General features: G+C 69.5%; 12 protein-coding genes. 7 read left to right on the top strand and 5 right to left on the bottom strand.

Going from position 1 to position 13,027, the window contains the following annotated elements; all coding sequences use genetic code 11:
* The first annotated feature begins 162 nt into the window (after nucleotides 1-162).
* Nucleotides 163-642 carry an NUDIX hydrolase gene (locus tag M1E25_RS14380; protein WP_251415219.1) on the top strand — a complete coding sequence of 160 codons (480 nt, stop codon included), beginning with the start codon at nucleotides 163-165 and terminating at the stop codon, nucleotides 640-642.
* A gap of 43 nt (nucleotides 643-685) precedes the next feature.
* Here the strand turns inward: M1E25_RS14380 and M1E25_RS14375 are convergent, their stop codons facing one another.
* The 3 genes from M1E25_RS14375 to M1E25_RS14365 all read right to left on the bottom strand — a co-directional run bounded on the left by M1E25_RS14375 (nucleotide 686) and on the right by M1E25_RS14365 (nucleotide 4,016).
* Nucleotides 686-1,468: a pyridoxamine 5'-phosphate oxidase family protein gene (locus M1E25_RS14375; RefSeq protein WP_251415217.1), complete on the bottom strand. Its 783-nt coding sequence runs from the start codon at nucleotides 1,466-1,468 to the stop codon at nucleotides 686-688.
* A gap of 17 nt (nucleotides 1,469-1,485) precedes the next feature.
* A complete protein-coding gene (locus M1E25_RS14370; RefSeq protein ID WP_251415215.1) occupies nucleotides 1,486-2,958 on the bottom strand; it encodes a globin domain-containing protein in 1,473 nt (490 codons plus the stop codon).
* 335 nt (nucleotides 2,959-3,293) lie between these two features.
* Complete coding sequence (locus M1E25_RS14365; RefSeq protein ID WP_251415212.1) at nucleotides 3,294-4,016, bottom strand: HAD family hydrolase; 723 nt, start codon at nucleotides 4,014-4,016, stop codon at nucleotides 3,294-3,296.
* A gap of 154 nt (nucleotides 4,017-4,170) precedes the next feature.
* Here M1E25_RS14365 and M1E25_RS14360 point away from each other — a divergent pair, with 154 nt between their 5' ends.
* Complete coding sequence (locus M1E25_RS14360; RefSeq protein ID WP_251415209.1) at nucleotides 4,171-4,623, top strand: GNAT family N-acetyltransferase; 453 nt, start codon at nucleotides 4,171-4,173, stop codon at nucleotides 4,621-4,623.
* A gap of 136 nt (nucleotides 4,624-4,759) precedes the next feature.
* On the opposite strand, the gene M1E25_RS14355 is transcribed toward M1E25_RS14360, so the two are convergent.
* Both M1E25_RS14355 and M1E25_RS14350 read right to left on the bottom strand, forming a co-directional pair.
* On the bottom strand, nucleotides 4,760-6,136 hold the full coding sequence (locus M1E25_RS14355) for a serine hydrolase domain-containing protein (RefSeq protein WP_251415206.1): 1,377 nt from the start codon (nucleotides 6,134-6,136) through the stop codon (nucleotides 4,760-4,762).
* Nucleotides 6,137-6,442: 306 nt separating this feature from the next.
* Entirely contained in the window at nucleotides 6,443-7,219 is a 777-nt protein-coding gene (locus tag M1E25_RS14350; protein ID WP_251415204.1) for a helix-turn-helix transcriptional regulator, read from the bottom strand.
* 543 nt (nucleotides 7,220-7,762) lie between these two features.
* Between M1E25_RS14350 and hemA the strand changes: the two genes are divergently transcribed.
* From hemA to M1E25_RS14325, 5 genes are read left to right on the top strand one after another with little or no spacing between them, the layout of a single operon-like run.
* Nucleotides 7,763-8,977, top strand: coding sequence for a 5-aminolevulinate synthase (gene hemA / locus M1E25_RS14345; protein WP_251415202.1), 1,215 nt, complete (start codon nucleotides 7,763-7,765; stop codon nucleotides 8,975-8,977).
* Between the two features lie 27 nt (nucleotides 8,978-9,004).
* Complete coding sequence (locus tag M1E25_RS14340) at nucleotides 9,005-9,859, top strand: TauD/TfdA dioxygenase family protein (RefSeq protein ID WP_251415201.1); 855 nt, start codon at nucleotides 9,005-9,007, stop codon at nucleotides 9,857-9,859.
* Entirely contained in the window at nucleotides 9,847-10,806 is a 960-nt protein-coding gene (locus M1E25_RS14335) for a 3-oxoacyl-ACP synthase III family protein (protein WP_251415200.1), read from the top strand. Before M1E25_RS14340 ends, M1E25_RS14335 begins: the two co-directional genes overlap by 13 nt.
* A complete protein-coding gene (locus tag M1E25_RS14330) occupies nucleotides 10,803-12,005 on the top strand; it encodes an ATP-grasp domain-containing protein (protein ID WP_251415199.1) in 1,203 nt (400 codons plus the stop codon). The genes M1E25_RS14335 and M1E25_RS14330 overlap by 4 nt, the downstream gene beginning before the upstream one ends.
* Nucleotides 12,002-13,000, top strand: a complete 999-nt coding sequence (locus M1E25_RS14325) for an MDR family NADP-dependent oxidoreductase (protein ID WP_251415197.1) — start codon at nucleotides 12,002-12,004, stop codon at nucleotides 12,998-13,000. Before M1E25_RS14330 ends, M1E25_RS14325 begins: the two co-directional genes overlap by 4 nt.
* Nucleotides 13,001-13,027: the final 27 nt, after the last annotated feature.

Genomic DNA, 13,027 nt, shown 5'->3' with positions numbered 1-13,027 from the left:
CACCAGATTAGTTGACTCTGCGCCAGCAACCCATCACGGATTCGACACAATACGGTGGCTCATGGGTCCTTCCCGACCGGAAAGTGGCCGGAATCGGTCACAGTGGCCGGTTTTCGGCGACCACGGAGTTTCGAGGGCGCTTTACGGGGCGACATCTCTCCCATGACCGAACGACCGGTGGTCAAGCGCACGGCCCGCGCCATTCTGCTCGACGGCGACGACATGATCCTCATCAAGCGCACCAAACCGGGCATGCGACCGTACTGGATCACCCCGGGGGGCGGCGTGGAGCCCGGTGACACCACCGTCGTCGACGCCCTGCACCGCGAGTTGGACGAGGAACTCGGCGCCAAGGTCGTGGACGTCGTACCGGCGTTCGTCGACACCGTGGAGCACAACACCGACAGCGGTGCCCCCGGCGTCAAGGTGCAGCACTTCTTCCTGTGCCGGCTCGTGTCCATGGACATCGCCCGCCGGCACGGTCCGGAAGTCGAGGAGCCCTGCGGCGTCTACGAGATCGTCCGCATCCCCTTCAACCGGGTGGGCATCGCCTCGGTCGAGGTGGTTCCGCTGTCGCTGCGCCACTACCTCGACGGGAACATCGAGGGCATGCGCGCGCTGCACGCTCCCGACCTGGGGTGAATCCCGGAAACGGGCGGCGCAGGCCGGCCGGGGCGGCCGGCGCTCAGCCGAACCAGCCGCGGAACGGCCGCGTGGCGGCTTTCTCCGCGCGGCTCTCCGCACGTCGGACGAAGCGCTCCGCCTCCGCGCGCCACTCCCCGGGGTCCTGCTTCGGCGGCCTGCGGTACGGCTGACGGTCCCGCGCCTCGGCCGCGGCTCCGAAGAAGTCACCGCCCTTGCGCCGGTGGTCGTCGGTTCCCCAGGCCTGCCGGCCGCGCTTGTCCGGATCCGCCTTCTGCAACTGAGGTATGTGCTTCGCGCAGTGGATGTAGGCCTCTTCGACCCCGACGACGACCCAGACCAGGGCCCGCCGGCCGGGCACCGGGTCCTGGGGCAGACCGGGGTGGTCGATGCGCATCTGCTCGTCGGGCACGATCCGGGCGGTGCCGTTCACGTGCAGGCCGATCCGGTCCTGGAGGAAATCGATCATCAGGATGCCGAGGTGCGGGTTCTCCTCGATGTTCCCGAGGCTGGCGAGGACACCGTTGCCCCGGTACTCGGGATAGGCGAGAGTGCGGGCGTCCAGCACCTGCAGGAAGCCGGGCGGTCCGGCCCGGAACGAGCTGTCGCACTCGCCGCGCGAGTCCGCGGTGGACAGGAAGAACATCTCCTGGCGGGCGGCGAACTCCTGCATCCTGCTGTTCAGCCGGTCCAGGACCTGCGCGTTGTAGAACTTGGTGGCCCGGTCGGCGGTGCCCATGCGCTCCTGGAGGTCGTGCTCACCCTCGCTGCCGGGGCGGGCGTGGCCTGCCGGTGCGCCATCGCCGTGCTCGGCCTCGTCCAACATCCCTGCGTTCTCCACCCTCACTCGTACGTACTCGAGGTCCCCGCGCCGGCGAACTCCTCGAAGGCGTCGTGCCGGATCCGATGCGACGGTATGCCGACACCGACCAGGGTGTCCACGCCGCTGCGGATCATCCCGGGCGGTCCGGACAGATAGGCGTCGTACGCGTTCCACGGGCCGTACTGGAGGACGGCCTGGGGGAAACGGGTGCCGGCGCCGATCTCCCGGCGCTCGGAGACCACCGGGCGCACCGAGAGCCAGGAGTGCGCGCGCTCCAGGCGCTTCATGGTGTCGATGTCGTACAGGTCGTGGTCGCTGCGTGCGCCGTAGAAGACTTCGACGGGCCGTTGGCGCCCGTGCTCGGCCACCTCCTCCACCAGGGCCTTGATGGGGGCGATGCCGGTCCCGCCGCCCAGGCAGAGCAGCCCGTTGTCGGTGCTGTGGTCCACCGTCATGGATCCGCCCGGGGGGCCGAGCCGGATCACGTCACCGGGGCTGGCCCGGTGCACCAGGGCATTCGACACCCAGCCCGCCGGAACGGCCTTCACGTGGAAGGAGAGCAGACCGTCGGGCCGGGGGGCGCAGGAGAAGGAGTAGTTGCGCCAGACGCGCGGCCACCAGGGCGTCTCGAGCGAGGCGTACTGACCGGCCCGGAACGGGTACGGCTGGTCGGGGCGGACCGTGACGACCGCGATGTCGGAGGTCCGGCGTTCGTGCGCGACCACCTCCGCCTCCCACCACGGCGGGGTGTGCTGCTCGTCCTGCGCGGCGGCGTCGATCATGATCTGGGAGATCGTGGTGTAGGCCCGGACCCAGGCGGCTTCGGTCTCGGCGCTCCATGTCCGGGACGCGTACTGGGCCAGGGCTCCGATCAGGCACTCGCCGATGGCCGGGTAGTGGTCGGGCAGGGTGCCGTACTTACGGTGTCCGCGGCCCAGCTGGCTCAGGTACTCGGTGAGCCGCCCGGTGTCGTCGGCGTGCCGGCCGGCGGTGAGCAGGGCCTTGAACAGCCGGTCGCGCTGGGTGTCCATCGCCACCGGGAACATGTCCCTCAGCTGCGGGTACCGGAGGAAGACCAGCGCGTAGAAGTACGACGTGACCTTGTCGGAGATGGGCTCGATCTCTTCGAGGGTGCGCCGGATCAGGATCGCGTCGGGGGAGGGCCCACGGTCCGCGGTCGACGCGGGACGGGGCTGGAAGTACGGCGAGCCGCCGGTGGGGTCCGCCGTCGCGTCCCGGTCGGGAGCGGACGCAGACGCCGCGGGGGGCGGCGTGTGGCTGCGGGTGAACCACGAGTCGTCGGCCGCCGCCGACTGCTCCCGGCCGTCGTCCCGGCGGTGCTGGGGGTCCTGGCTGTTCCGGCCGTCCGCGGCCGTCTCGTGCAACCGATGCACCGGCGTGAACCAGCTGCCACTGCCGAAGCCGTCGCCGCCGGAGCCGCCGTCGGACGACGTAGTGGTCGGAGCGTCCATGATCTGCCTCGCCTCGAACATCCTCAGATTCGGTCAACACTTGCGTATCCGGAATGTGCCGTTGCTCTCCCGTTCCGCCTGCTTCCCCTGGCAGGCGGGAGCAACCCCCGCGGGTGGCATGCGGCGGATCACACGCCCGTCCGCCGTGGGCCACCGTTCCCCTGGCGGCGGCATGCTCTGCGTGCACACGGCGGGCCGGTGCCGGAAGCCCGGTCCACGACTCCGTGTCCCCGTTCGGCGGTGCACTTCCTCATGACGCCCCGGTTCAGCAGCAGCGCACCACAACCGAACCGGATTAGACCATACCGGTCCCGGACGAATCCACAAGACCCGTTCCGATCACATCCTGAAACCCTTCATTTCCGATGCCCGATTGCCGTCCCGGGAAATTCTCCGGCCGCTGAACCCGCGGGAGCGTGTGGGCGACCGAACCCCTTCCGAGAGTCACGTACATGGTTACCGGCGAGTTCATAAACCTCGCGAAGATCACGCCCGCGGTAGGCGCACGAGGCGAGTGAACTCACGTGCCGGTCGCCGTTCACGGCAACGGAGAGCGGGACGGCCGCGAAAAGATCCACGTCGGAAAGAGAATCACCGTAGGCAATGCAATCCGCCGTGGTCACCCTGAATCGGGTGCACAACTCTTCGGCGATCTTCACTTTCGCAGCGGACGAGAGGATCCCGGCGGGATCAACGGGATCGCGGAAAGGGACTTCCGGGAAACGCGAACCGCGGGCATCGTGAGCGCCCCACTCCAGCAAGCGGTTCACGAAGAAATCCGGGGACAGCGACACCACGGCGCAATAGTCTCCGGCATCCGCGATCTCGGCCCACACCTCACGGATGCCGGTCAGCCACGGCGCCCCCTCGAATGCAGCCCGCACATGGGCCTCGGTCAGCTCCGACCACAGGGCGCACAGTCCCTCGGCAACCTGGTGAGGCGTCAGCTCGCCGCGGGCGAACCCCCGCTCGATGACCGCCACCTCGTCGGAGAGCCCGAGTTGGCGTGAGATCTCCACGGGGGCAGCGGATCCGTACATCAACGTGCCGTCGAGGTCGAAGAGATGGAGTTTCGGCATGGAGGGAGCGTAGGCGCCGGCCCGCTCCTCCGGGCCGATGCGCCGCCCGGCCCGGGACCGCACCCGGGTGCCGCCGCCCGTCGCGAACCGGGACCGGAGCCCGGAAGTCCCCTTCGGCCTCCTCGCCGTGCGCGACGTCCCTAGGATTCCGGTCATGACCGACCTCGACATCCGTCCGGCGACCGCCGACGACGTTCCCGCGATCGTGGGCATGCTGGCCGACGATCCGCTGGGCTCCCAGCGGGAGTCCCCCGGCGACCTCTCCCCGTACCTCGAGGCGCTCGAGCGGCTCACGGACGACCCGAACCAGTACCTGACGGTGGCCGCGCGCGGCGGACGCGTCGTCGGCACACTCCAGCTCACGATCATCCCCGGGCTCTCCCGCCGGGGAGCGACGCGTTCGGTCATCGAGGCAGTCCGGGTGCACGGCGACGAACGGGGCAGCGGGCTCGGCACCGAGCTGATCGCCTGGGCCGTGGACGAATCCCGGCGGCGCAACTGCCGGTTGGTGCAGCTGACCTCGGACGCGACCCGCGTGGACGCACACCGGTTCTACGAGCGACTCGGCTTCACCGGATCGCACATCGGCTTCAAACTGGCGCTCTGACAACCGCCCCGGCACGGCCCTGCCGCCGGCGCAGGCGCTGCGCAGGCCGCCGGGCCCGCCCCGGGTTCGCCCGGGGCCACGGGCGGCACGTTCGACGTGGAACCGGGCAACGCGACCACATCGGCGGCAGGTTCCCCTACCGCCACCCGTCCGGGTCGACGCCGCCGGGCACCGGTGCGGCGGCATCGTAGGGCCGACGGGTGAAGACGAAGGAGCCCAGATCGAGGTGGCTCACCTCCCCGTCGTCGCCCCGGACGACCCGCAGCACCTCGCCCCGGTAGTAGCCGTCGAGCCCGGTCCAGGTGCCGTCCGCGGAAGGCCGGAAACGCGACGCGCGGGAAGTTCCGGTCAGTGCCGCCAGTTCCAGGCCGCTCCCCCGGTCCAGGCGCAGCACGAACGGCGTCGGCCCCCAGTACCAGGATCCGGTCAGCGCCAGCAGCTCCGGGTCGGGCGCGGGCCCGGCCGACGGTGTCCATGCCGGGGGAATCAGCGGTTCGTGCGCGGCGGTGAGGGACACCAGGTCGGCGGCGAGAGCGCCGACCGGGACGCCCGAGGTGGTGTTGGCCAGGACGACGGCGGCCAGCCCGTCTTCCGGACTCAGCCAGGCGGCCGCGAGGAAACCCGGGAGTGAACCGGTGTGGCCCGCCAGCGTCCGTCCGTCCTTCCGCATCAGCTGCAGGCCCAGGCCGTAGCCGGCGTCCCAGGACCCGTCGGCGGGTGGCGCCGCGGGGGTCCTCATCCCGGCCACGGAGGCCGCGCACAACACCCGGTCGTCCCCCTCGGCCAGGAAGTGCGCCCATCGCCCGAGGTCGTCCGACGTCGACCACAGCGTGCCCGCGGGCCCCATCAGCCCCAGGTCCTCCAGTGGCTCCGGGAGCAGCACATCGGCCCAGGGGTGAACCGCCCAGCCGTCGGCGTGCGGTGCCTCGGCGTCGACCGAAGTCCGCTCCATCCCCAGCGGTTCCAGCACCTCCTGCCGCAGCACCGCGTCCCACGGCCGGCCTCGGAGCCGCTCCACCAGGGCCCCGAGGAGCGTGTAACCGGGGTTCGAGTAGTGGTGCAGCAGGCCCGGCGGGTGCAGCAGCGGCGCCTCACCGAGCACATCGGCCAGCTCCGGGCGCAGCGCCCCCGGCGTCCGCTCCCACCACGGGCCGGGCGATTCCGCCGCGATGCCCGAGGTGTGGGCGAGCAATTGTGCGATCGTCACCCCGTCGACCGCCGTGCCCGGCAGGTGCCGCTCCAGCGGGTCGGAGAGGTCGAGCAGGCCCTCGTCGCGCAGCCGGAGGACGAGCACGGCGGTGAAGGTCTTCGTGATCGAGCCGATGCGGTACTGGGTGTCGCCGTCCGGTTCGCGCTCCCCCGTCCGTCCGCGGGAACCGGTCCAGACGGTGCGACCCTCCCTGATCACCGCACCCACGAGAGAAGGGGCCCTGCCGTCGGCCTGCGCCACGGCGATCCGGTGGTGGAGCGCGCGGCGTGTGGCCGGCAGCAGCTCGTCGAACGACTCGTTCATGAGGCTCACTTCTACCGGTGATCCGCCCTCTCGGACACCCGGCGCGGCGACGGGCACGATTCCGTGGCCGGGGCAAGTGCCCGCCGGGCACGGGAATCCGAGGGCGTCGGAGGAAAGGTCGCGCGCCGGCCCGGCTTCCGTCGTGTGCACGCGGCTCCCGGCACGGAGCCGAAGGGGGGTGGGCCTGTCGCGGCGGTCGGTTCAGCCCGTTCCGCAGGGTCCGGCTTCCCTGTACGGAAGGGACTTCGCCGCCCGGCACCGAAACCGCCGGGCGGCCGGGCGGGCGCCGCTCCCCGGGCGAACGCTTCAGGGCGCCGTCGCCGTGGCGTCCTCGAGGACGCCCGTCTTGGCGATCAGATAGGCGAGCTGGGCGCGACTGCGGCTGCCCAGCAGTTCGGATGCCTTCCTGACGTGGGTGGCCACGGTCCTGGTGCTCATCCCGAGCCGTCCGGCGATGGTTTCGTCCGTGTACCCGTTCACCATGAGCTGGAGGACGGCCCTGCGGTTCTGGTCCGTCAGCAGCGGAGGACGATGTTCCGTGGGCTCGTGCAGGAGCGGCGTCGCGCGTTCCCAGGCGTGGTCGAAGATGCCGACGAGATAGCGGATCATCCCGGGGTGCTCGACGGCGAGGGCCACGGACCGTCGCTCCTCATGGGGATCGGGGATGAAGGCGATCTTCCGGTCGCACACGATCAGGCGGTCGAAGACCTCCTCCAGAGTGCGGACTTCGGCTCCGGCGGCGCAGACCTGCTCGATGTAGTGGAGGGTCGGACCGTGCGAACGGACGGTGTGCTGGTAAATGGTCCGCTGCCGTACGTCCCGCCGGAGCGCTGCCAGGTCGCTGGTCAGAGCCCGTTCCAGGAGCTCCTCGGGCCGGCCGCCCCCGGGTTGCGCCGTCAGCAGTTCGGTGCGGCAGGAGTCCACGACCGAGCGGATGGTGACGCTGATGACGTCGGCGCCGGTGATGGTGCGGACCTGGGCGGAGTTGGTCCGGTACACCGTCCGGTAGACCTCCTCGGCCCGGTGCAGCGAGGCGCGGGCCAGAGCGAGGGAGTTCTGCTGCGCCTCCATTGCCGCCTCCATCGGCCTCAGCGTCCTCCCGCTGGCCACACCGGGGGTTAAGGGCGCGAGCATGCCGTCGCTCGACCGGCAGACGAGACCGAGTGAGAGCAGGCATGAGGGGCATTCGCCTTCGTACGACTCACCGCTCAGGATGCGCGCGTACAGGCTCAGGCCTTCTTCGCACACCTCGAAGGTGAGCTCTTGGCAGGTTATGTCTGGATCCGTACACATATAACCTTCCTTCAACTACTCGTATTGCAGGATTATGAGGCACCATCCGGTCACCACGGAGACGTCTGCGCCTGCATGATTCCTCTGGTGCACGGCCCGACTGACGGCCTGCCACTTTCACCAGGGGGATGACGAAATGCCGAAGAGAAAAGCTCTCCTCGAATTCGCTGGTTCGTTCACGGTGACCGCTCTCAGCTGCTCCGCCGCTTCCCGCTGCGGCGACCACGAGAACGCGGCGGCACCCGGCGTCTCCGCCCGGCCGGACGACTCACAGTGGGGCTGATCGCCTCCAGCAGGTCATCTCGTCAAGCCAAAAGCGATTACAGGAGACGCATGTCCGCGTTGCCGATAACCACGCAACCGCGATCAGCATTCGACGCGATCGAGGAAAACCTCGCCCATCTCAAGGACACCGGCCTGTACCGGACGTTCATTCCCTGTTCCCATCTTGCGGACGACCCCGGCCACGCCCTTCACATGGGACGGCGGATCCAGGTGTGGTGCAGCAACGACTACCTGGGCATGAGCCAGAACCCGGAGGTCATCGAGGCGCAGATCTCCTCGACGCTCCGCCACGGCACCGGGAACGGGGGTTCCCGCAACATCGCGGGCACCAGTGAGGCGCACGTGGAGCTGGAGAGCCGGATCGCCGGCTGGCACCACAAGGCCCGCGCACTCATCTTCACCAGCGGATACGTCGCCAACTTCGAGACGCTGTCGACACTTCTCAGGGCGACGCCCGAACTGGTGGTGTTCTCCGACGGGTTCAATCACCGATCGCTGATCGAGGGCATCCGCGTCTCGGGCAACGAGAAGCACGTGTTCCCGCACAACGACGTCGCCGCCCTCGAGGAAATGCTGGCCCAGTACCCGCTGGAACAGCCGAAACTCATCGTCTTCGAGTCGGTCTACTCGATGGACGGCGACATCGCACCGATCTCCGAAATCTGTGATCTCGCGGAACGGTACAACGCGCTGACGTACCTGGACGAGACGCACGCCATCGGAGTCAGCGGACCCACCGGAGCGGGAATCTGCGAGGAGATCGGGGAGAGCCGGCCGACCTTCGTTCAGGGCGTTTTCGCGAAGGCGCTCGGAACCCTGGGCGGATACGTGACCGGGCCCGACAGCGCACTCGACTTCGTGCGTTCCCACGCCCCCGGCTTCATTTTCACCACCAGCATTCCGTGCTCCACTCTCGACGCCACGCTGCGCAGCCTGGACATCGTCCAGGGCACCGCCGGGTCGGAACTGCGCAGGAACCTGCTGGAGAACGCCCGGCGCATGCGCGCGGCGCTGCACGACGCGCACATCGACTTCATCGACGCCGACAGCCACCTCGTCCCCGTGCTGGTGCCGGGCGACATGCGCGTCAAGCGCGTCTCCCAGCGCCTGCTGGACGAGTTCGGCATCTACGTGCAGCCGATCAACTTCCCGTCCGTCGCCCAGGGAGCCGAGCGCTTCCGGGTCACGGTCGCCCCCTTCCGGACACCGCAGCAGATCGACGACTTCGTGGCAGCGCTCCGCACCTGCCTGGACGACGAGTAGAGCAAGAACGAACAAGGAGTCATACCCATGCAGATCAAGGAACTCAGCCCGAGCATCGGCTCCGAGATGACCGGGGTCACCTACGAGGACCTGCAGCGGCCCGAGGTCTTCGACCAGCTGGCCGACATGGTGCAGCGGCGCGAACTGGCCGTGGTGCGCGGCCTGGACATCACGCCGGAGCAGCAGATCGCCCTGGCGTCCCGGGCGGGCCGGCCGGTCCCGTTCGTCCTGGCGAAGTACCGTCACCCGGACCACGAGCAGATCATGATCTCCTCGAACGCGATGCGGGCGAACAAGCCCATCGGTGTCGCCCGGGTCGGGAACTTCTGGCACCAGGACTCGTCCTTCGTCAAGGACCCCGCGCCCTTCACGATGCTGCACGGTGTCGACGTCCCCAGCGACAGCGGCCACACCCTCTTCGCCAGTGCCTGCGACGTGTACGACCGCATGCCCCAGGAGTGGAAGGACAAGATCGCCGGTCGCACCGCCCTGCACACCGTGACCAAGCGCCGCCGGATATCCGAGGAGCACGTGGGGCTCTCCATCGCCGAGCTCAAGGCACTGATCGACGAGCAGCACCCGAAGGTCGAGCACCCGCTCGTGCGGACCGACGTGGTGACCGGCCGGCCCTACGTCTACGGGGCACCGGAGTACATGGACTCCGTGGTGGGCTTCGACGCCAACGAGAACGCCGAGTTCTTCGCGCTGCTGGACAGCCTCATCCAGGACCCGGAGCACGTCTACACCCACCGCTGGACGATGAACGACCTGGTCGTGTGGAAGACCGCGACGACCTTCCACGCCGCCACCGACGTCGAACCCGGCGTCAATCGCACGGTGCACCGGGTGAGCATCGAAGAGGACGGGCAGTGGGCGGCATAGTCGACTTCGACGTGTGCTTCCCCTCCGCGAGGGCCGACATCGGAGGCATGCACTCCGCTTCCGGTGTGGCCCTCGCGGAGATCGCCGGCATCACGCACTGCGACGGCTTCCCCGTCCTCGGGGAGAAGGAGGACGCCTGGGAGCTCGCGCTGCAGGCGGCCCGCACACTCCTCGAGCGGACACCCGTGCCCGCCGACCGGATCCGGCAGGTGGTGTACGCCGGATCCGGCGAGTGGGACCGCCCCTTCTGGTCTCCTTCCGCGAAGGTGGCGCACGCCCTCGGCATCGACGGCGCCCACTGCTTCGAGGTGGCCAACTTCTGCAACGCCGGCATGACCGCCCTGCGGCTGCTCGCCACGGACGGCGCGCTCGGCGAGGACGAGTACGCACTCGTCCTCGTCGGCGACCGCCTGAGCCGGATGGTGGACTACACGGACCCCGGTTCGAAGTCCCTGTTCAACTTCGGCGACGCGGCCGCAGCGATGCTGCTGACCCGCGGGGACGGCCGGTTCCGCGTCCTGCACTCCGCGATGCGGACCGACGGCAGCTGGGCCGACTACTACGCGGGCCGGGTGAGCGACAACCGCGTCTTCATCCGGCGCGCGGAACACCGCAGAGGCCTGGCGGACGCCTACATCCGTACCTTCACCGGACTCGTGGACGACACCCTGGCCGCCCTCGGGCGCCGGGTCGCCGACATCTCCCACTTCCTGATCAACCACGGTGACCGGGACATGCACGAGAGTCTGCTGACCCGGCTCGGCATTCCGCGGGAGCGGAGTGTCTTCAACTACGACCGGCTCGCCCACATGGGGGGCACCGACACCCTGATCGCCCTGGGAGACCTGGAGCGCGCCGGCCGGCTGCGCACCGGTGATCTGATCATGCTCGCCACCAGCGCCATGGGCTTCAGCTGGGGGATCACGACCTTGGAGTACCGGGGATGAAGATTCTTGTCATGCATCAGGTGCCGTACCGCAAGATCTCGTACCATCTCGGGATCGACCACAACGCGCACGAGGTGACCTACATCGGGCACCCGCACCGCATGGCGGACCTGCCCGAGGACCTTCCGTGCGAGCGGGTCACGCTCGACGCGGAGGAGGACCTGATCGACGGCATCCGCACCCGGGTCTCCCCGGAGGACGGCTACGAGAAGGTCCTCGCGCTCTCGGAGTTCGGGATCCGTGAGGCCTGGCACGTCCGGCAACATCTGGGCGTGGACGGACAGGACCTGCCCCAGATCGAGCGGGTCCGGGACAAGGTCCGGATGAAGGAGGCGCTCGCCGCCTCCGGCGTGCGCCACCCGCGTTTCGTCGCCTCGCCGCCGGCCTGCGGCCCCCTGCCCTGGAGCGGCCGTACGGTCCTCAAGCCCCGTCAGGGCGCCTCCAGCGAGGACGTCACGATCCACGAGACGGCCCGGGAGGCGCTCAGCGCCTACCGGAAGCTGCCCGACCCCACGGAGTTCCAGCTCGAGGAGCACATCGACGGGGACATCCTGCACGCCGACGGTCTGGTGCAGAACGGCCGGATCGTCGACGTCGCCGTCTCCCGTTACGTCAACAAGCCCGTGGAGTACGCCGACGGCAAGCCGCTCGGATCGCACCAGGTGGAATGCATCCCGGTGTACCGCGACTTCGCCGACGCCGTCGTGGCGTCCCTCGGCATCGACGAGGGCTGCATCCACCTGGAGTTCTTCGAGACCGCCGACGGCGAACCGGTCTTCCTGGAAATCGCCAACCGGCTCGGAGGCGCCGGGGTGTGCACGGTGCACCACCAGCACACCGGCATCCACCTGCCCTCCCACGAGATCGCCATCCGGCTCGGCCTCGAGCGTCCCCCCGCGGACACCCGCACGGGGCGCTACCACGGCTGGCTCGCCTTCCCCGGACACCACCTCGACGCCGGGGCCGGATGCTCCGTCGAGGTGCCCGCCGAGGTGCTCGACCACCCCTGCCTGGACCGGATCCACGTCCTGGAGCCGGGGCGGCCGTTGCCACGTCACATCACCTACCAGGAGTGGGAGGTCCCCGTGTTCATCGAGGCATCCCACCCCGACCCCGCCGTGCTCCGGGGCTTCCTCCAGGAGTGCACCAGGGCGGTGTCCGTCCGCCCCGAGCCGTCGACGATCAAGGAACCGGTATGACCACCACCGCCAGGGCCGTGCACCAGGTACGCCGCCCGCACGGAATGCCCGTCCCCGAGGACTTCACCCAGGTCGAGATCGAACTGCCGTCCCTCGCACCGGACATGGCACTCGTCGAGAACATGGCGTTCTCCGTCGACCCGTACATGCGCGAGTGCATGGACGAGGACTGGGATCTCGGTGCGCCCCTGGAGGGACGCACGATCGGGCGCGTCCTCGAGTCCCGGACCCCCGAACTCGCCGTCGGCGACCTGGTCTTCCACCGGAACGCCTGGTGCACGCACACCGTGGTTGCCGCGTCCGAGACCAGGGTGCTGCCCCGGTACGAGGGGGTCGGCCCGGAGTCCTTCCTCGGCCTGCTCGGCGGAACCGGCCTGACCGCCTACGTGGCGCTGACCCGCATCGCGCCGGTCCGCGGCGGCGAGACGGTGTTCATCTCCGCCGCGGCCGGCGGAGTGGGGACGGCCGCCGGGCAGTTCGCCCGGCTGATGGGCGCGGGACGCGTGGTGGGCAGCGCGGGTTCGGCGGCCAAGGTCGGCCGGCTGACCGGTGAGCTCGGCTTCGACGCGGCCTTCGACTACCGCTCCGGCCCCATCGGCGAGCAGCTCGCCAAGGCTGCCCCCGACGGTGTCGACATCTACGTCGACAACGTCGGCGGCGAGCACCTCGAGGCTGCCATCGGCGCGATGCGCGAGTTCGGGCGGATCGCCTGGTGCGGAGCCATCGCACAGTACAACGCGGCCACTCCGCCTCCTGCGCCGCGCAACCTCTTCGACCTCGTCGGGAAGAGCATCCGGCTGGAGGGCTTCCTGGTGGCCAACAACCGGGACGCGCAGGGTGAGTTGGAGGATTTCGTCGTCCCGCATCTGCGCAGCGGTGCGCTCACCGAGAACCTGAGTGTGACCGAGGGCTTCGACCGGTCCGTCGATGCCTTCATCGGGATGCTGAAAGGCGAGAACACCGGCAAGGCCATCGTGCGTCTGACCGACGGCTGAACCGCCACACCTCCGGAGACGGAAGCA

The organism is Streptomyces meridianus, assembly GCF_023703325.1.
GTDB classification, from domain to species: domain Bacteria; phylum Actinomycetota; class Actinomycetes; order Streptomycetales; family Streptomycetaceae; genus Streptomyces; species Streptomyces meridianus.
The sequence above is the reverse complement of the archived record's forward strand: the minus strand, read 5'-3'. Positions and strand labels throughout refer to the sequence as shown.